This window comes from Citrobacter sp. RHBSTW-00887 (genome assembly GCF_013728095.1).
GTDB lineage: Bacteria > Pseudomonadota > Gammaproteobacteria > Enterobacterales > Enterobacteriaceae > Citrobacter > Citrobacter braakii.
Genome location: NZ_CP056267.1, coordinates 3,827,616 through 3,847,170, shown reverse-complemented (window position 1 = coordinate 3,847,170; position 19,555 = coordinate 3,827,616). Strand labels below are relative to the sequence as shown.

The window sequence follows — 19,555 nt, the reverse complement described above, 5'->3', positions numbered from 1 at the left end:
TCCGGGACAGGCAAAAAAAAGCCCCCTGTTAAACAGAGGGCTAGCGAGTTTATGTCAGCTTAGAACGATTTCTTAAAGCCAATTGAGGCATTAACCGGCGCTTCAACCTGCGACTTACTGCCACCGTTGCTAAATTGCGTACCCAGTTCTCCGTAAACCTGCAGGTTTCTGTCGATAGACCATGACAGACCGGCTGCAACTTCAGTGCTGGAGTACTGTTGTGAAGACTCAAGCGTGGTGGTGGCTACCGCATTGCTAAAGTGCGTTTTGTCTTTTGAACCCAGACCCTGCCAGACGTTGACCCTGCCGTAAGGCTGGAATTTGCCATGGTTGGTGTCATAGTCAGCGACCAGACGCACGCCCAGACGGGCGGTAAAGGAATCCGCGGTATCCATTTTCACTTTCGTTTGGGTCACACCATCAAGCCGCCCGTTATCAAAGTCGCTGTATTGATAGATTAACTGAGCCTGAGGTTCCAGACTCCATGCGCTGGCGCCTAAACGGAACGATTTACCCACTTCTGTTGACGCCGTCAGCGTGTTGCCTCTGACGGTATACGAGCCGTTGTTACCGGTCGCCGCCAGGCGGGATTTATGGTTACCGTATTGCAGGACGTTATCAACATACATCCCATCGCCCGAGAACCAGGTGGCGTAGCCGCCGACATAAAACGCGTTGTCGTCGATGTTGCCGCCTTTGCCGTCGCTGCCTGTCTTCGTGCCTTTCACGTTGCTGTCGATATCAAGAATGCTGGTATACATCCCGGCTTTCCAGCTTTCGTTGGCATACATATCGACGCCAACCTGAATCCCCATGGTATGGGAGCTGGTTTGCGTTCCAGCCGCATCATCCAGTTTGGTTTTACCGGAGTAGCCAATCATTCTTGCCCAGGCGCGATTGTCTTCATCAATACCCGGTTTTACCTCGTCACCCATACGCTGGTGCATGTTGCCTAACAGGCTGATGTCGCCCTGACGAACGACGCTGGCGAGACCAGAATACAGCATAGTTTCTGGACGATATTCGCTTCTCAGATACCAGTTTTCACCCTGACCCTGAGCGTTACCCGCATGCAGTTGATACTCAAATGCGCCTGCAGCCATACGATCGGCGGCAAGATGGAAGGCGTCTCGTGACGTTTGTGCCGTAGTGGTTGCGCCATTGAGCGCGGTTACCACTTCGATACCATCACCAATAGTTGGTGCGCCGAGACCAGAACCATCGACATCCAATAGCGTACTACCGCTGGCTTTACCGCCATCGATAATCAGACGGTCGGCAATGCCTGCGCCGCTGCCATTTTGTGTGGCCGCCATGTTGATAGTTCCTTTTTCGCCGGTGTAATCCCCTTTGACGGTTAACGTTGTGCCAGTCTGCTGGCCGATGAGTGAAACATCGCCGCCGTTGCTCAGTCCCGCTACCGTCTGGTTGTAACCTTGCGTGTTGAGGGTGGTGTCAGCGACAACGTAGTGGTGTGATGCGCTACTCAGAGTGTTGGTATTACCCGCCTGCAGTACACCGTTGGCAATCAGCGTTGCGCCGCTGTAGCTGTTTTCACCAAGCAACTCCGTAACACCGCTGCCGGTTTGATGCAGCTGGCCTTCGCCGCTGATATTACCGGTCAGCGCCAGGGTATCGCCACGATTGACGTTGAGTACGCCGTTATCAACGATATCCCCCTGAATGCTGCCGATATCACCGCCGTTACCCAGCTGTAAAACGCCTTGTTCGATGGTGGTGCCACCGGTGTAGGTGTTATCCAGCGTCAGGGTGAGGGAGCCTTTACCAGTTTTGGTCAACTGACCGTTACCTTCGACTTCCGTCAGCAGAGAAACGTTATGTCCGTTGGTGTCGAATGTCCCGCCGCCGGATTCCAGAGTCACCTGACGAGCGGTATCAAACGCTTCACCATATTTCAGCGTACCACCATTAAAGGTAATTCCCGTCTCTGGTGCGCCAAGGTTGGTATCACCCGCCACCTGCAGCGTACCTGAGGTGATGGTGGTTCCACCGCTGTAAGTATTGTCGCCAGTGAGGATGAGCGTACCGAGGTCGCCTTTATTCAAGCCGCCGGTGCCGCGGATCACGCTGTCGATAGTCGCGGTGTAGTTAGCGCCGTCTACTGTGCCATCGCCGACGCGAATCAGCGTATTAGCCGTATCGGTGGTAATGGCTTCCCCGCCCACGCGATAACCATCGGTGGCGAACTGTGCGCCACTGATGATGACGTCGCCTTTGCTGTTATCGACGGTTACATTGCCCGCTTCACCCTGGAAGACGGCGAACGCAGCATCGGTAAACGGTGCATTCAGCGCGCCTTCTGGCGTTGATTCATCCGTAGTCCAGTTGTCATTACCCTGGCTGGATTGCCAGATACCGTCGCCGCCGTTGATGACGCCGTTGTTTTTCAGCTCGCCATTCTCACCGCCGGTGCCGTCCCAGAAGCGCAGCGTCAGCCCGGCATGGTTAACCAGGTTAACCTGGTTATTAACCGAGGTTTGTACGTACAGGCTGTCCGCAGCTTCCGGCGCGTCGGCAATGTCCATCACATTGTTGGTTAGTGTGCCGGTGTAGTTGATGACGCGGTAAACACCAACATCAAAGCTTCCGCCTGGAGAGGTCTGGATATTGAGCTTACCGTCGAGCGTCAGATCGCCATTGACATCAATCAGGTCATTGAAGGCTCCGCCTGGGGTATAGGCCTGACCAAACTGGTAATCAAGCTGTGCGTTATCGCTGAGCGTCAGTGAACCGGTAGTCAGTTTACCCACGCTGTTGATGGCCGCACCCGCGGTAATATGGCCGTCATCCAGTACATCAACAGCGCCGCCGATAATACCGTTCCCGCCGAGCGTTGCCCCAGATTTCACCGTCACCTGACCGGTCGCGGCAGACTGATTACCGTTGACCAGCAGTACGCCTTCATTGACGTCCGTGGTGCCGGTCCAGGTGTTATCGCCGGTCAGCGTTAACGTGCCGTCACCGATTTTCACCAGGCTGCCGTCGTTGCCGCTGATAATGCCGCTGATGGTGTCATCAAGATGCAGATTACCCAGCGACAATTCTTTATTGCCCAGTTCGACATTCCCCGCGCCGGACAACGAGCCGATAGATGTTGCGCTGTCGACTGCGCTGATATCGACCTTGCCGCCCGCCAGGTTTTTAACGACGGTATTCTCTGCTAACGCCTGGTCCGCAAAGGTCATCAGTCCGCTGTTATTCACGCTAGCAGTACCACCGCTGGCATTTTCTTCCAGCGCCAACGTACTGTCTTTTGACACGTTAACCGTCGCCTCGCCCGCGGTGGCGTTATCGGTTAACAGGGCTTTCGCTGTGCCCGTCAGGTTCAGTTTTGCGCTCGCGGCGGTGACGTTATCCGCCAGTGTTAACAGGCTGTCGGCGATGTTCATGGTCAGGGATTTCAGGCTGGTCTCTGTTCCGCTGACATTGAGCGTTGCCCCGTTATTGACGTTCACGGTGCTGCTTTCATTGCTACCAAAGGCCCCGGTTTTGCTGACGTTGACCGTCACATTGTTGGCATTTCCGGTACCGGCAATTTCTGTGTCGCCTTTATAGCTGTTCGCGCGATTGAGCGACAGAGTACTGCCCGCATCGCTTGAGCTGCTGGTGACTTTCAGTTTACCGTCGCCGGTAATCTCACCGGTTGGCGTGAAGTTATGTGAATTGAGGTCAAACACCGCCGCGTTATCATTCGCGCCCAGCGCAATGGTGCGATTGCTGGTTAGGTCCGCGCCCATCTGCAGCGTGGAGCCGTTGTTGATAGCCAGGTCGGTTCCGCTCTGACCGAGGTTGCTGTCGGCGGAAATCTGCAACGTACCGCCATCAATGCGTGTGCCGCCGCGATACGCGTTATCACCGCTGAGGATCAGACGACCAAGGTCGGTTTTCACCAGCGTCAGCTTGTCAGTCGTGCTGGCTTCGCGGATGACGGACTCAATGGTCGCGGTATAGTTTTGCCCCGCGCCACCAGCGCCAACGCGCAGCAGCAGTTCACCGGTTCCCGGCGTCTGGCCTGCGTGAGTCGCGTTTTCCGTGGTGGCATAAGCGTTAAGTGCGTCGCCTTTAACGACATAGCCATCGGCGTCAAACTGTGCCCCGGAGAAGTTAACTTCTCCCGCGGCGTTATCCACGGTAACGGTGCCACCTTTGGTGGTGAAGACGGCAAAGGACTTCTGCGCCCAAGGTGCGTTACCTTCGCCCGTTGCCGTGGTCCAGTTGTTATCACCCTGACTGCCGATCGCCATCCATTTGCCATTGCCACCGTCAATTTTGCTGTCGCCCTCAATGCCCGACGCGCCGTGGCTCTGACTTACCGTCGCCCCGTCCCAGAATTGCAGGGTAACGCCGTTGGCGTTCACCAGGTTGACCTGTTTGTCGATAGAGGTCTGGACAAAAATATTGCTCTTATCCTGACTGTCCGGTATTGCGCCCAGCTCCAGCGTCTGGTTATCCAGCGTACCGCCGTAATTATAGATACGGTACACGCCCGGTCCGAAGTTACCGCCTTGCGACGTGGTAACATCCAGGGTCCCGTCCAGTTGCAGATCGCCTGCCACGTTCACCAGATCGTTTAGCGCACCGCCTGGCGTAAAGGCCTGGCCCAGTTCGAAAGCGGAGGTCGTTTTGCTGCCAAGCTGCAGATTACCGTTAACAGATAGCGTACCCGCACCGCCGTCACCGGCGCTGATGGTTGTGGCATCGTTCATCAGCACGTTACCGCCGATAATGCCCTTACCGCCCAGTGTGGACGTGCCGCTGACGGTGGTGACGCCGCGCGCCGCGCTTTGATCGCCATTCACCAGCAACGTGCCGTTGGTAACGGTGGTGTTACCGGTATAGGTATTGTTACCGTTCAGACGGGTAATGCCGCCGCCGATTTGCTGTAGCGCGCCGATACCGGAGATCACACCGTTGAGCAGCACGGTGTTGGCGCGATTAATCGCCAACACGCCGTTGTCGATGATGTCAGAGACGGCGCTCACTTCGCCTTCATTTCCACCGTCACCTAACTGCAGCGTACCGGTTTGATCAATGGTGGTAGAGCCGGTGTAGCTATTGTTGGCGGTAAACACCGTGGTGCCGCCCGCCGCACGTTCAAATTTCCCGTCGCCGCTGATGATGCCGCGATAGATCTGTGCTGTTGAGGTATCTCCTTGAGTATCGAAGATAACTTTGCTGTCTGCGCCCTGGGTGGTGACATTGTAATCGCCAATGCTTGCGGCAGTGCTGGTTGGTTCGACGTGGTCGCCGGTACGCAGCGTGGCGCCATTGTTTACAGCAAGGGTTTCGCTCGCCAGATTCAGGTTTTCAACGATGCGTACATCTGCATTTGACCCGCTGATGGTCAGTGAATCCCAGCCGGTGCCAATGTTGGTACCGGTATTCAGGTTGTCGCTAGCCAGCGTACCAATCTTCGCATCTTTTGTATCAGTGAAGGTGAGGGCGTTGCCCGTACCCGCTGCGGTAAGGATGTGGCGCGTTTTATCCAGCGTCACATTGCCGATGTTGGCTTTATTGTTACCGCCAGTACCCGCGAAATTCACTTCGCCAGCATAAGAGCCGCTACGCCAGTTGAAGGTATCCGTACCTTCGCCGGTGTTGATTACGCCGCTGGTCACACCGCCGCTGATATCGATGGTGTCATTGCCTTTACCAGACTGAATTGCCACGGCCGAGTCGTTGATGGCCTGCAGGGTTCCCGTGTTGGTAATGGCTTTACTGCTGTCGCCGCTGGCGTCTATTACCGGTGAGGTGGTACTGGCAGAGATAATCTTGCCGCTGTTGGTCAATGCGCTAACGTTTTTCGCGATGATTGCTGAACCACCTGCGCTGTCATGCACGTTGATGTCGGCATTGGTGGTGATACGACCGTCCGTATTGGCGCGAATACCGCTGCCTTCGCTGTTTAGTACCTCAATGGTATAGCCTTTGCCGATGGTTAGATTGCCCGTCACCGCGTCGCCATTTCGTTGTTCAAAGGCGAAGCCGGTACCTTTACCGTTGACGTTGAGGATGTTGTTCAGCCCATCGTTCATGGTCAGCGCCACGCTGGTGCGGATCCCTGGGCCATCGTTGGAGTCGATGGTGACATCACGCAGCGTGATATTGGTGTTGTTGGCATCGTTTTGAATACCGGCACCGGTACCATCAGCGCGGATCATCACGCTTTGCGCGGCCAGAGCGCCAGCGCCTTCGGCCAGGCGAATACCGTCCGCGGAGCCATCGGTGGTAATGCTGTCACCAGTCATGCCGTTAATCAGCAGGCTTGCCCCTTGGGTTAACAGAACGCCAGCGGTGCCATCATCAACCTGAATTTTGCCCAGCTTATTAATCTGCGCGCTGGAGCCTGAGGCGCGTACGCCGATGCCGTTGCTGACATGCAGGGCGAGGGAGGAGTTATTGGTTAAGCTACCGCCTTTTTGAACATCGACACCGATACTGTCGACGCTGGCCAGATCGATAATCGATTTGGTATCGAGGATCAGGTTGCCCAGATTCCTCGCCACATAGGCGATTACCTTGTTGCCGCTGGCTTCAGAGGTGATCTTCGCGTTTGAGGTCAGGGTCGTGCTCGTGGCATTGCCCTGCGTATTACCATTCAACTGATGCGCCTGACCATCCACAACCCCGGCAACGGTTCTTTCACCGGTTAAATTGATGGTGGTTTTATCGCTGATGGTCCCTTTCGCGCCGCCTTCGATAACCAGCGCCGCAGAGTCAGTACCCTTAACGGTGAACGTTGCTTCACCGGTATCTACGTTACTGCCTGCGCCGGTGGCGAGTACGCCCACGGAATTGTTACCGCTGAGAGTCAAATCCAGGTTGGAGGTGGACTGATCTTTCGGGTTAGTGGTATTACCGGCCAGCAATGCGCCATTGGCGATACGGAAAATGGTGGTGCGATCCTGACCGTTGTCATTCATCACCGCCTGACCAATATTGGCGGTCGCGCCCTTACCATACAGGTAATAACCAATCTGATCGGTGCTGTTAAATGAGGGGCTACTTAAGCTGTCAACGTTAGCGATGGCGTTATCACGCACGTGGACGCCGATGTTACCGGCTTTATCCAGCGTAATATTGGAATAGACGTTAACCACTGCCTGACCGTTGGCGCCACCTTCCGCCCAGATGGCGTAGTTACGGTTACCGACGCCGCCTTCACCGTCCACCACGATAGCGCCTGCAGCGCTGGTGGTGACTTCGGCATTTTTGTTATTGGCGCTAACGTGGATCCCTACGTTGTTGGTGCCATTCACGTTAATCTTGCCGTCGTTACGGATTTCCTGATTATTTTCTGCGCCGCTGTCGTGTACGGAGATGCCGTAGTTTTTACTGCTGCCCCCTTTAGAACCGCCATTGATCACGATATTGCCGGTATTGAGGACGTTGCCCGTGGCATTTCCGACCAAAATCCCCGCGGCGTTACGGACGCCGGTTCCCAGCGTGATAAGGCCGTTGTTAATCACCTCTTTGGTGCTCTTGATCATAATACCGGCGCTCAGGCTGGAACCGCCTGCCATGGTGACATCTTTAGACGGATCGCTTGCGTCGCGACCAAGATAAATAGAGGCATTCTGAGCGTTGGTAAAGGTGGCATTCCCGGCGACTTCTACGCCATAAGCGGTGCCGCTGGCAAAGGATGTACCGCTTTTACGTCCGTCTACGACGTTAATATCGCCGTTGTTGACCCCTTGCGCATCGTCAGACAATTGCATACCAATCGCCAGCGTCAGCGAAGAAGCGGGGACGTTTTTGCTCCAGGGATCGGCTGCCGAAGCGGTACCAAAGTTATCGGTGGTGATTGCCTGGTTGATGATGCCGTTGTTAGCGATCTGGCTGGTGCCTTGACCTTGCATACCAAATGCGCCATAGCTGTTGACGTTTTGGTTGCCGTCTTTATCGATAAACAGCCCGGAGTTGATCATCCCGTTGTTGGTTGCCGTCGCGTCTTTTGCCAGCATGCCAATCGCCAGGCTCTGCCCGGTAGACGTTCGTAATGCGTTCAGTTCGCCAAAGTTTGTGATAACCCCGCTATCAACGGCTTTCATGACGCCATTAATACTGCCGTCAACGGCAAGAATCGCATCTTTGTTCAGGGTGCCGGAGGTGCCTGCGCCGTTGGCGTAAATAGCATGCAGTTCACCGCGGTCAGCGGTCGCGTTATTGGCATGCGATAAGCCGTCTGTCCAGACGTCGTAATCCCAACTGAGCACGTCTGAGGGCTTGCTGGAATTGATCAGACCATCAATCAGCTCGGCATACTTCGTTTGTGCTGCGGTGACGGTAGTGACTTCATTCGCTTCCAGCCACAGTTGGATTTGGCTGACTTTTTCGCCTTCCGGGTTTTCCGCCGCGTCGCTGCTATTGCCCAACAGCCAGTCGTTAAATTCGGCCAACTCCTGCGTGTTGGTGATGTTAAATGTGCGCTTACCCGTTTCGACGACTTTGCCGTCCGTATCATAGCCGTAGGTCATGAGCGTGACATCATCGCCAAACACGGAGGTTTGCGCTGAGCCGGCGAAGGTTTTTTCAGGAATAACCGGGGCGGCGTTAAATTTTATAAAGTTATCGGATTGCCAGTAAACCTGGCTACCCGCGTCCTGAGCCTCCAGTAAGGAGGAGTCTTTGGCCAGTAATTCGATGGTATTGGCTTTGGCGCGTACATTGAGCGTGTCGTCGCCAATATTCAGATTGGCCGTGGAGCCGTTTGTCGCCAGCGCGATGCCAAATTGTTTGTAGATTTTAGACTGCGTCGGATCGTAAGTGTTTAATGCCGAATCGCCAATCTGTGATTCGGTAAGAAAGTTACTTAACGCATTGGTATCAAAGACTTTAATGGTTGTTTTTTCGCCGGGGAACGCCGGGTCGTTAATCTCAAATTCTGTGCTCTGCGAAGGCGTTGATGATTGGTTATAAGTCAGGTATTCCGCCAGTTCCTCGGCAGTAGTAATCGTTTTTACGCCCTGGGCAGGGCTGGTGGCCTGCAGGGTGATTTTACCGGTTTGCAGTAGCTCTCTGATGGTCGTTGATTCAACAACGCCACTTTGACCCGGACTGATGGTTGGGATCGCGCCGCTGATATTGAGCGCCTCACCAGCAGTGATATCTTCATATAAGAATCCGTAGTCGTGGACACCCTCATAATCCCCAACAGAAATACCTGTCTGGTAGTCGGTGAAAATATTATGTCCACCGATATCGATAATCGGAGTTGCTGAAGCTTGCATTGAAGCGGCGCTTAATGCGCCGGCCGCGAGTACGGCTACAGTTTTACGCGAGCTGCTTTTTTTCTTTCCTTTGGTTAATTCGGAAACGACCACCCAGATACCGAGCGCCGCGTTCCAAATAATGCTGTAAACTTTGTTCATATATAACCCTCGTCTACATTCCTGTTATGTGTATTGTTAATACATTGAGTTGTTGGCTATGGTTGGCACGCGGATGTGCTACCCGGTAATAGATTTTTGGAAATAGGATTCCCTTCCGTGCGATGCGGAATTAAAAAGTGAGCCGAAAGGAAATCTTTTAAATAATAACCGTGATAATTGTCCTTAAATAAGTCAGTTACGGCTGGCTATAGTGAGAAATGGTGTACTTGAGCCGGGAGTTATTTTTCCCGAGTTTTCTGGCAATGTTGCTTTTGTACGCCCCGATGGTTTTTTCACTTTTATGTGATGCCCCAGCGATTTGAGTCAATGACCAACCCCGGGCAAGCATCATCATTACGTTAAATTCGTTTGCTGTGATTTTGTTATTTATTTATTTGATATTAATTGGTTTTTTGTTTTTTGATATGCACGTCACGGCATGCAGTAACCGATCAAGGCTGGCGTCTTGATCGAGGAACAGCATGTTTTTCCCGCAAACGGTTTGAAAAATAGAAAAAGTAGCTTCATCTGCCAAAACAATAATTTTTGTGGCAGGGCGTAAAGCCATGTTGCGGATAATCCTGGCATATTTTAAAAAATCTGAGTTGTCAGGATTAATAATGATGCAATCCATTTCATAAGGGATTATGTTGACGGCAGAAAGCGTCTGAGAGGAGTAGTACGCGATATCAATATATAATGATGAACCTCGTAGAATTTCACGCATGCCTAGCCAGGGATAAATTGATTCACCCAAAAAAATAGCCTTAGACATAACGATCTCCTTGAAATTTTGGTGCAGGCGGTCGCCTCTTTTTTTAGGCTAAAAAAGAGTTTCTTGCGACGCATGAAATGTTAATTAAATCTCGTATGACGTTCTTTGGTGTGAACGCATCCTTATTTATTGCAGATTCAACAGATATTTTCTGTATTAATTTGAATCATTAACTATTCTTAAAGTAGATATTACACTTTGTTAAAATTTAAGATAAATCGTTTATTTCAGCTCTGAGTAAATGATTGATAGATTTCGCTTATGGATCACGTAAATAATGTTTCAGCCATTTCTATAAAGACAGGGTATTCCTATTTGTACTGGAGGGGATTTATATGAAAAATCTTATATTTCAAACAGATAATCATTCTTCTTAATGGGACTATTGGCAGGTAGGAGAATTCTTAATCAAGGCCAGGATAAAGAGAGAGGGAGAGCGGTGGGAGAGAGAAATATTGTCTTATTTGCAGTTATCGACCTAAAATTCGAGTATTTAAGTTGATAACTCTGACTTATCTTAATAACTAAGCATTTTGTGCTATTTTTATCATTTGGTGCTTAATCTTCAGATCTCGCTTGAAGATGTTATATTTTCTGCTCGCTATCGCTGATAGCGCTTAGCCCGCCAACAGCTCCTGCTCAACCTGTTGCACCTGTTGTTCCAGCGTATTGCGGATTTCCGTAAGCGCCCGTTGTTGATCGGAGAAGTAAGCCTCTTTATCCGTCACGGAGGTGGCAAGGCGCCAGGCGTTCTCAGCTTCCAGTTCGGTAATCTCTTTGAGCAGTGCGTTAATTTGTTCTCTGAGCTGCTGTATTTTGCTGCGTAAATGCTGCAGATCGTTCAATCGGTCACTCGCCATCATCGGTTCGAGGCCGCTTTGCAATTGAGTCAGTAGCGCCCGAACGGCAGCAAGGTCGGCATTCTGGCGCGCCTGGTTAAGCTGCACCATCATCTGATGCGCTTTCTCTTTCAGATCGTCTGCCACTACGTCCGGATGACAAAGACGGCTGGCCTGACGCCACAGGCGTTTTAACTCATTACGCTCTTCAGAAGAAAGTCGTTGGTCCCGGCTAAAACGATGTTGCGCATCCTGCTGCTGCTCCTGATATTCATCATATTCATGGCTGGCTTCTTCCTGTGCCTGACGGGCTGCGCTGTCGTCCTGGCGAGAAAAGTCGTTTTCCAGCTCACGAATCTCCGCCAGCAGGGCGGTAATAAGCTCCGTTTGTTGCTGAATTCGTTGACGTGTTTCCACCGATTCGCGCGAATCTGAATTCTGGTTCATCCAGAGCTGCTTAAGCCTGGCCAGTTGATCAACGGCCTGGGAAATATAGTGCTGGCAGGATTGATAGTCTTGTTCCCGGCGTTTTCGCTCCGCTTCCTGTTTGCGCTGGGCGCTGGCGGCGAGCTGTTTACGCAACTCGAGGATCCGGCTCATCAGAGGCCCAAGGCGAAGATGATACAGATCGTTGAAATCATCGAGGATTTGAATGCGCGTGTTGCGCTTATCGATCAGGTCACGCAGCTGTGTTTCGAGCGCTTTTAGTTCCAGTTTACTGGCGGCAATGGCAGGATCCTGCCACGTTGAGACTGCCCGTTGAGATTGCAGCCAGGCCGTGATTTCACGTAGGGCGTCACTAAAGCGCCGTGCTTCGAGCGCCTGAACGATGGCGCCAGGCAAGACTGACATAGGCTCATTTTTCAGATGATCTACCTGCTGGAAAATAATCTCCTCATCTTCCAGTTCAATAGCGCTTTTGACGATTTCCAGTCGTTTGATGATCTTATTCATGACAGTCGTTGCCTGGCCTGGCTCAAAAACGAGTGGCTGAAACACAGCGGGTTCACCCGTTTGAAAATGTTAGAAAAACAGTAAAGCGCATTCTGTGGCCTGCGATGCCTTTTCGTCCAGAATAATTCACTGTAATTATGAACAAACGCAATGCCACGGGCACAGCGGGTCCTTATTGCGCCTTGCGACAACCAGGTTGAAATGTTAAAAGAAGCCCCTTCAATAAAAACGACACAGGGGAAGGGCGTGAAAAACGCGTCAACTGCATCTGACACCAGCGTGTCTGATGCCGCGTCAACGAATGAGCCGACGCTTCAGCGGGGGTTGCAAAACCGCCATATTCAATTAATTGCGCTGGGCGGCGCAATTGGTACCGGCCTGTTTTTGGGCATTGGCCCGGCTATTCAGATGGCGGGACCTGCGGTGTTACTGGGTTACGGCGTTGCCGGGATCATCGCTTTTTTGATTATGCGTCAACTGGGCGAAATGGTGGTGGAAGAACCCGTTTCCGGATCGTTTGCCCATTTTGCCTATAAATACTGGGGACCGTTCGCGGGATTTCTGTCCGGCTGGAACTACTGGGTGATGTTTGTGCTGGTTGGCATGGCGGAACTGACCGCGGCTGGGATCTACATGCAGTACTGGCTGCCCGATGTCCCGACCTGGATTTGGGCCGCGGCATTCTTCGTGATCATCAACGCGGTTAACCTGGTCAACGTACGTCTGTATGGCGAAACGGAATTCTGGTTTGCGCTGATTAAAGTGCTGGCCATTATCGGCATGATTGGTTTTGGCGTGTGGATGCTGTTTTCCGGTCACGGCGGGGAACATGCCAGCATTGATAACCTGTGGCGTTACAACGGCTTTTTTGCCACCGGCTGGAACGGGTTGATCCTGTCGCTGGCGGTGATTATGTTCTCCTTTGGCGGACTTGAGCTTATCGGGATTACTGCCGCAGAAGCGCAGGATCCGCAGAAAAGCATTCCAAAGGCTGTAAACCAGGTGGTGTACCGTATTCTGCTGTTTTACATCGGTTCTCTGGTGGTGCTGCTGGCGCTGTACCCGTGGGTGGAAGTGAAATCCAACAGCAGCCCGTTTGTGATGATCTTCCATAATCTTGATAGCAACGTGGTGGCTTCAGCGCTGAACTTTGTCATTCTGGTGGCTTCGCTGTCGGTGTATAACAGTGGCGTCTACTCTAACAGCCGTATGCTGTTTGGTCTCTCTGTCCAGGGGAACGCGCCGAAGTTCTTAACCCGCGTCAGCCGTCGCGGTGTACCGGTGAATTCACTGATCCTCTCCGGTGCTATTACGTCTCTGGTCGTACTGATCAACTATGTCCTGCCACAAAAGGCCTTTAGCCTGCTGATGGCGCTGGTTGTGGCGACGCTGTTGTTGAACTGGATTATGATCTGCCTGGCCCATCTGCGATTCCGGGCGGCGATGCGTCGTAAGGGACGTGACACGCAGTTCAAAGCGCTGCTGTACCCGGCAGGGAACTACCTGTGTATTGCTTTCCTTGGCATGATTCTGGTGCTGATGTGTACGATGGACGATATGCGCCTGTCAGCTATCCTCCTGCCGGTGTGGATCCTGTTCCTGTTCGTTGCCTTCAAACTGCTGTGTCGTAAGTCCCGCTAAGTTTCTACCGATCCCATCGTCAGGATGGGATCGGATCTTCTCTCAATGTTTATCGTGACCGCTCTCGCAATTTTGCCTTTGCTGGCAGGATCTTTATTTTGTAATCGATTACTTTTCTATTGAATCTATTTTGTAATCGATTACTTTTTAAAGGTGAGGCAAAAAATGGTGTCAACAACCGAAAGTAGTGGAAAACAGAGCGTACAGTACCGGCTGCTGGTACCCCGGCTGTCGCTAATGATGTTCTTACAGTTCTTTATCTGGGGAAGTTGGTCCGTCACGCTGGGGCTGGTGATGAGCCAGCACAACATGTCGCTGCTGATTGGCGATGCGTTTTCAGCCGGGCCCATTGCTTCTATTCTGTCGCCGTTCGTCTTAGGGATGCTGGTAGACCGCTTCTTTGCCTCGCAAAAGGTGATGGCGGTGATGCACCTTGCAGGCGCGGCGATCCTCTGGTTTGTTCCGCAGGCATTGGTGGCGCAAAACGGTGCGCTGTTGATTGGTCTGCTGTTTGGCTACACGTTGTGCTACATGCCAACGCTGGCGCTTACCAACAACATTGCTTTTCATAGCCTGTCGGATAAAGACAAAACTTTCCCGGTGGTGCGGGTGTTTGGCACCATTGGCTGGATTGTCGCGGGGATTTTTATCGGCGTAACCGGAATCTCGGATACTACCGGCATCTTTACGCTGGCGGCGGTTATTTCTGTGATTCTGGCGCTCTACAGCCTGACGTTGCCCAACACGCCCGCACCAGCGAAAGGACTGCCGGTAAAAGTGCGCGATCTGTTTTGTGCGGATGCTTTCGCCTTACTCAAGGTTCGTCATTTTTTTGTCTTCTCGCTCTGCGCGATGCTTATTTCTGTACCGTTGGGAACCTATTACGCATATACCGCGTCGTTTCTGGCTGATGCGGGCGTTGGCGATGTCAGTACGGCGATGTCGTTTGGTCAGATGTCTGAAATTTTCTTCATGCTGGTGATCCCGTTCCTGTTCAGACGTCTGGGCGTGAAATACATGTTGTTAATCGGGATGTGCGCCTGGTTTGTGCGCTACGCATTCTTTGCCCTCGGCATCAGCGAAGAGGGCCGATTCCTGCTGTATCTCGGCATTCTGCTGCACGGCGTGTGCTACGACTTCTTCTTCGTGGTCGGCTTTATTTACACCGATCGTATTGCCGGGGAGAAAGTAAAAGGCCAGGCGCAAAGCATGATCGTTATGTTTACCTATGGGATCGGTATGCTGCTTGGTTCGCAAATTTCAGGCGCACTTTACAACCGTCTGGTGGCGGGACAAACGGTGCCTCAGGCGTGGACCACATTCTGGTGGATTCCGGCAGTGGCTGCCGCAGTGATTGCCGTGATTTTCCTTTTCTCTTTCAAGTATGACGACAAAGAGCAGGCGTAATTTTCAGGAGGGGTTATGAAAACCATCAAGGGGCCTGGCATTTTTCTGGCGCAATTTATCGGGGATCGTCCCCCATTTAACACCCTGGAAGGCGTGGCAAAGTGGGCGGCGGAGCTGGGCTATAAGGCATTACAAATCCCGTGTAATCACAAGTCTTTGTTTGATGTCGAACAAGCAGCCATAAGTCAGGCCTATTGTGATGATATTCGTGGGATGCTGGCCGGGCATGGGCTGGTGATTAGCGAACTATCTACCCATCTTGAAGGCCAACTGGTTGCCGTCCATCCGGCTTACGATGACGCTTTTGACGGATTTGCTCTGCCATCTGTACGCGCTAATCCGCAGGCCAGGCAGGCGTGGGCCATCGAAACCCTCCACCAGGCCGCTGCGGCTTCGCAAAGGCTGGGGCTGACGGCGCATGCTACGTTTTCAGGTTCGCTCGCCTGGCCCTTCTTTTATCCGTGGCCACCGCATAACCGTCAGCGCTTTGAAGAGGCTTTTCTGGAGCTGGCGCGCCGCTGGAGGCCCATTCTCGATCGCTTTGATCATCATGGGGTGGATGTTTGCTTTGAGATCCATCCCGGTGAAGATCTGCACGATGGCGTAACGTTTGAGCGCTTTCTGGCGCTGGTTAATCATCATCCTCGCTGCAACATTCTCTATGACCCGAGCCATCTGTTATTGCAGCAGATGGATTACCTTGGGTTTATCGATGTTTACCACTCGCGCATTAAAGCGTTTCACGTCAAGGACGCTGAGTACCACGCCAGTAGCCGCAGTGGTGTCTATGGCGGTTATCAGCCGTGGCTCGATCGCGCTGGGCGTTTCCGTTCCCTGGGGGACGGTCAGGTCGATTTCAAAACCATCTTCAGCAAGCTCACACAATATGATTTCCCTGGCTGGGCGGTACTGGAATGGGAGTGTTGCCTGAAAGACGCGCAAACCGGGGCGCGTGAGGGGAGCGATTTTATACGCCGCCACATTATTCCGGTTTCTTCACGCGCATTTGATGATTTCGCCGCTGGCGATGAGGTACGCAAATGATACAGGTTGGCATTATTGGCAGCGGTTTTATTGGGCCTGCACATATCGAGGCGTTGCGTCGACTCGGCGGTGTGAACGTGGTGGCGCTCTGTGATAGCTCGCTGGCGGTTGCTCAGGAACGTGCAGATGCTCTTCATATTCCTCAGGCGTACGGCAGCGTTGAGGCGCTGCTGGCGCATCCCGGACTGCAGGTGGTGCATAACTGTACGCCGAATCATCTGCATGCCGACATCAATCGGCAGATTTTACGCGCGGGTCTGCACGTGTTTTCAGAAAAGCCGCTGTGTATGACGCCTGATGAGGCTCGTGAACTGGAAACGCTGGCGGAGCTGGTAGGAGTGGTGCACGGCGTGAGCTTTGTCTATCGTCAGTTTGCGATGGTACAACAGGCTGCCAGCATGGTCAGGCGCGGTAGCGTGGGGCGTCTGTTTGCCGTCCAGGGGAGCTATTTGCAGGACTGGATGCTGCTGGAGACTGACTACAACTGGCGGGTCGATGCCAAACAGGGCGGCAACTCACGGGCGGTTGCGGATATCGGTTCCCACTGGTGTGACACGGTGCAATTCGTCACTGGAAAACGTATTGTCGAGGTGATGGCCGATCTGGCTATCGTCTGGCCGGTACGAAAAGCCAGCATCGCCAGTAACGCTACGTTTGGCCAGCAAACGGCTGACCTGCAATTTGAGGATAAAGCGGTGACGACGGAAGATTGTGGATCGGTGCTGGTACGTTTTGACGATGGTAGCAAAGGCTGCTTTAGCGTTTCACAGGTGAGTGCCGGGCGCAAGAATCACCTGAGCTTTGAAATTAACGGTAGCCAGAGTTCACTGCACTGGGATCAGGAAACGCCGCAACAGCTTTGGATCGGGCACCGTCAGCAGGCGAACCAGATCCTGACCGATGACCCAGGATTGATGAATGCGGATGTTGCTGCCAGTGCGCACTTTCCGGGTGGGCATATTGAGGGCTGGCCGGATGCGTTCAAGAATATGATGCAACAGTTCTATCAGGCGGTGCAGGCTGGCAAAATGCCCGCGACGGCGGAGCGTCGATTTGCGTCATTTTCTGATGGTGCGGATGTGATGTATATCATTGATGCGATTATAAAAAGCCATCAGCAGCAGCGCTGGGTATCAGTGCAGCGCTAAACACGCACCCGGTTCGCCGGGCAGTGATTTTATGGTAGCCTCAACGTAAAGCCTAAACCGCAGGACTTGTCGTCGTTATGTCTATTCAAAAAATCGCCCAGCTTGCCGGTGTGTCGGTGGCGACGGTATCGCGTGTGCTGAATCACAGTGATACCGTCAAAGCCAAAAATCGCGAGCGCGTGCTACAGGCTATTAAAGAAAGCAATTATCAGCCCAACCTGCTGGCTCGTCAGCTGCGTACGGCACGCAGTTCGATGATTCTGGTGATGGTTTCCAACATTGCCAACCCTTTTTGTGCAGAGGTTGTTAAAGGCATTGAAGAAGAGGCGGAAAAGAATGGCTATCGCATTTTGCTGTGTAATTCCGGCTCGGATACCGCCCGCTCAAAATCGGCGCTAAAGCTGCTGTCGGGGAAAATCGTTGATGGCATTATCACCATGGATGCATTCTCAAAATTACCGGAACTGACCACGCTGATTGGCGACGCTCCCTGGGTTCAGTGCGCGGAATATGCTGATAAAGGCGCGGTTTCCTGCGTAGGGATTAACGATGTTGACGCTGCGCAGTCTGTAATATCTCACCTGGTGGAAAAGGGCTATCGACGCATTGCGCTAATCAATCATGATCTGAGTTATAAATACGCCCGGTTGCGCGAACGTGGCTATAAAGCGGCGCTGCATGCGCTGTCGCTTGAGTATCAGGCCGTAGAATACGCCAGCGAATTAAGTTCCAGCGCAGGAATTGCGGCGATGAAAACATTGCTTGCCGCAGAGGTGAAACCCGACGCGGTGTTTGCCGTATCGGACACGCTGGCCGCTGGCGCGATGCGTGCTATTCTCAATGCCGGATTACAGATCCCGCAGGATATCGCCGTCGTGGGATTCGACGGTACGGAACTGGCAGAAATGGTTTCCCCACAGCTTTCGACCATTGAGCAGCCCTCGCGGGATATAGGCCGCAAAGCGGTAGGATTGCTGCTGAATAAAATAGAAAATCCTGACGCGCAGACGGAAAGGGTGATGATGGACTGGCGCTATATTTCACGCGCCAGTACCTGAGCGTTAGCGTTGAAACGCGCCTGACAGCGCGCGAATATCATTTCCGGTGGGTGACTGATGAATGCGCAAGCCAAATTCTTCGATCACGGCGAATATATGGTCGAAAATATCAGCCTGAATACTTTCATATTCCAGCCAGACCACCGTATTGGTAAAGGCATAAATTTCGATCGGTAAGCCGTGATCGTCTGGCGCAAGCTGGCGCACCATTAACGTCATATCTTTGCGAATCCGCGGATGATGACGCAAATACTCGTTCAGATAGGCGCGGAAGGTGCCAATATTCGTCATCCGACGGTGGTTTAATACCGATTCAGGCGCATCTAACTGCTGATTCCACTCGTCAATTTCCTGATGGCGCGTGGTCAAATACGGTTTCAGCAGGTGCGCTTTATGCAGCCGCTGACGCTCATCCTCATCAAGAAAATGAATGCTGGTAGCATCAATGCTGATGCTGCGTTTAATGCGTCTCCCACCGGAAGCCGACATCCCACTCCAGTTTTTAAAAGAGTCCGATACCAGTGACCAGGTTGGGATAGTGGTGATGGTGTTATCCCAGTTGCGCACTTTTACGGTGGTTAAGCCAATATCAATCACCGCGCCATCTGCGCCGTATTTAGGCATTTCCAGCCAGTCACCCAACTTCAACATATCGTTGGCTGAAAGCTGTATTCCGGCCACCAGCCCGAGGATCGGATCTTTAAACACCAGCATTAACACGGCGGCCATGGCACCCAGACCGCTTATCAATATTGCCGGTGACTGACCAATCAGCAGGGAAATCATCAATATTCCGACGACAATAGCGCTGATGAGCTTGATGCCCTGAAATATGCCTTTTAGCGGCAATTGCGATGCGGCAGGGAATTTTTGCGACAGATTGAGAATGACGTCCAGCAGGGAAAACAAGGACAACAGGGCGTACATCATGATCCACAGCTGTGCGCAGGTTACTAATATTTCTGCTGCTTCACTGCCTTTCTGTAACCAGAGTGCGGCCTGTATATTGACAATGATACCCTGCAGGGTGAATGCCAGCCGGTGAAATAACTTGTTCTGCGTGATGATTTGTAGCCACAGGCGGGAGCTGGCGTTGGCGCGCTTTTCAAATGCGCGTAATACCACCCAGTGCAAAATAACGTGAACAATAATGGCGGTGATAAAAATAATGCCAAAAATCATCACCAGTGAGGTGGTGTGATTTATTTCAATGCCGAGTTCTTCTACCTGAGATATCAATTCCTGCATAACGTCTCCTTAATAAACAGCGGTCTATGATGACCGCTGTGTAGAGCTT

At 52.5% G+C, this 19,555-nt stretch carries 10 protein-coding genes; 5 read left to right on the top strand and 5 right to left on the bottom strand.

Annotated elements, in window-relative coordinates:
* Positions 1–59: 59 nt before the first annotated feature.
* From HV314_RS18425 to HV314_RS18415, 4 genes are all read right to left on the bottom strand, one after another.
* Positions 60–9,392 carry an autotransporter outer membrane beta-barrel domain-containing protein gene (locus tag HV314_RS18425; protein WP_181546408.1) on the bottom strand — a complete coding sequence of 3,111 codons (9,333 nt, stop codon included), beginning with the start codon at positions 9,390–9,392 and terminating at the stop codon, positions 60–62.
* Positions 9,393–9,588: 196 nt separating this feature from the next.
* Positions 9,589–9,771, bottom strand: a complete 183-nt coding sequence (locus tag HV314_RS27430; protein WP_326928856.1) for a LuxR C-terminal-related transcriptional regulator — start codon at positions 9,769–9,771, stop codon at positions 9,589–9,591.
* A 12-nt stretch (positions 9,772–9,783) separates the two neighbouring features.
* Positions 9,784–10,167: a hypothetical protein gene (locus HV314_RS18420; protein WP_239006931.1), complete on the bottom strand. Its 384-nt coding sequence runs from the start codon at positions 10,165–10,167 to the stop codon at positions 9,784–9,786.
* A 617-nt stretch (positions 10,168–10,784) separates the two neighbouring features.
* Positions 10,785–11,960 (bottom strand): DnaJ family molecular chaperone, encoded by a 1,176-nt coding sequence (locus HV314_RS18415; RefSeq protein WP_016152164.1) that lies wholly within the window; start codon positions 11,958–11,960, stop codon positions 10,785–10,787.
* A gap of 246 nt (positions 11,961–12,206) precedes the next feature.
* On the opposite strand from HV314_RS18415, the gene pheP reads away from it, so the two are divergent.
* The 5 genes from pheP (at position 12,207) to HV314_RS18390 (ending at position 18,258) form a co-directional block, all read left to right on the top strand.
* Complete coding sequence (gene pheP, locus HV314_RS18410) at positions 12,207–13,601, top strand: phenylalanine transporter (RefSeq protein ID WP_032931079.1); 1,395 nt, start codon at positions 12,207–12,209, stop codon at positions 13,599–13,601.
* Positions 13,602–13,766: 165 nt separating this feature from the next.
* Entirely contained in the window at positions 13,767–15,008 is a 1,242-nt protein-coding gene (locus HV314_RS18405) for an MFS transporter (RefSeq protein WP_181546406.1), read from the top strand.
* Between the two features lie 15 nt (positions 15,009–15,023).
* The gene (locus HV314_RS18400; protein WP_181546404.1) at positions 15,024–16,052 is read left to right on the top strand and encodes a sugar phosphate isomerase/epimerase family protein; all 1,029 of its coding nucleotides are present in this window, start codon (positions 15,024–15,026) and stop codon (positions 16,050–16,052) included.
* Positions 16,049–17,200, top strand: a complete 1,152-nt coding sequence (locus tag HV314_RS18395; RefSeq protein WP_181546402.1) for a Gfo/Idh/MocA family protein — start codon at positions 16,049–16,051, stop codon at positions 17,198–17,200. The genes HV314_RS18400 and HV314_RS18395 overlap by 4 nt, the downstream gene beginning before the upstream one ends.
* A gap of 77 nt (positions 17,201–17,277) precedes the next feature.
* The gene (locus tag HV314_RS18390) at positions 17,278–18,258 is read left to right on the top strand and encodes a LacI family DNA-binding transcriptional regulator (RefSeq protein WP_016152169.1); all 981 of its coding nucleotides are present in this window, start codon (positions 17,278–17,280) and stop codon (positions 18,256–18,258) included.
* Positions 18,259–18,261: 3 nt separating this feature from the next.
* Here HV314_RS18390 and HV314_RS18385 read toward each other — a convergent pair whose 3' ends face one another.
* Positions 18,262–19,506, bottom strand: a complete 1,245-nt coding sequence (locus HV314_RS18385; RefSeq protein ID WP_016152170.1) for a mechanosensitive ion channel family protein — start codon at positions 19,504–19,506, stop codon at positions 18,262–18,264.
* Positions 19,507–19,555 lie beyond the last annotated feature (49 nt).

What these genes read in the sequence shown, in the direction of transcription:
- HV314_RS18395 (WP_181546402.1), top strand. Translation starts at nt 16,049, where the DNA reads ATGATACAGGTTGGCATTATTGGCAGCGGTTTTATTGGGCCTGCACAT.
- HV314_RS18390 (WP_016152169.1), top strand. Translation starts at nt 17,278, where the DNA reads ATGTCTATTCAAAAAATCGCCCAGCTTGCCGGTGTGTCGGTGGCGACG.
- HV314_RS18425 (WP_181546408.1), bottom strand. Translation starts at nt 9,392, where the DNA reads ATGAACAAAGTTTACAGCATTATTTGGAACGCGGCGCTCGGTATCTGG.
- HV314_RS18385 (WP_016152170.1), bottom strand. Translation starts at nt 19,506, where the DNA reads ATGCAGGAATTGATATCTCAGGTAGAAGAACTCGGCATTGAAATAAAT.
- HV314_RS18415 (WP_016152164.1), bottom strand. Translation starts at nt 11,960, where the DNA reads ATGAATAAGATCATCAAACGACTGGAAATCGTCAAAAGCGCTATTGAA.
- HV314_RS18400 (WP_181546404.1), top strand. Translation starts at nt 15,024, where the DNA reads ATGAAAACCATCAAGGGGCCTGGCATTTTTCTGGCGCAATTTATCGGG.
- HV314_RS18405 (WP_181546406.1), top strand. Translation starts at nt 13,767, where the DNA reads ATGGTGTCAACAACCGAAAGTAGTGGAAAACAGAGCGTACAGTACCGG.
- HV314_RS18420 (WP_239006931.1), bottom strand. Translation starts at nt 10,167, where the DNA reads ATGTCTAAGGCTATTTTTTTGGGTGAATCAATTTATCCCTGGCTAGGC.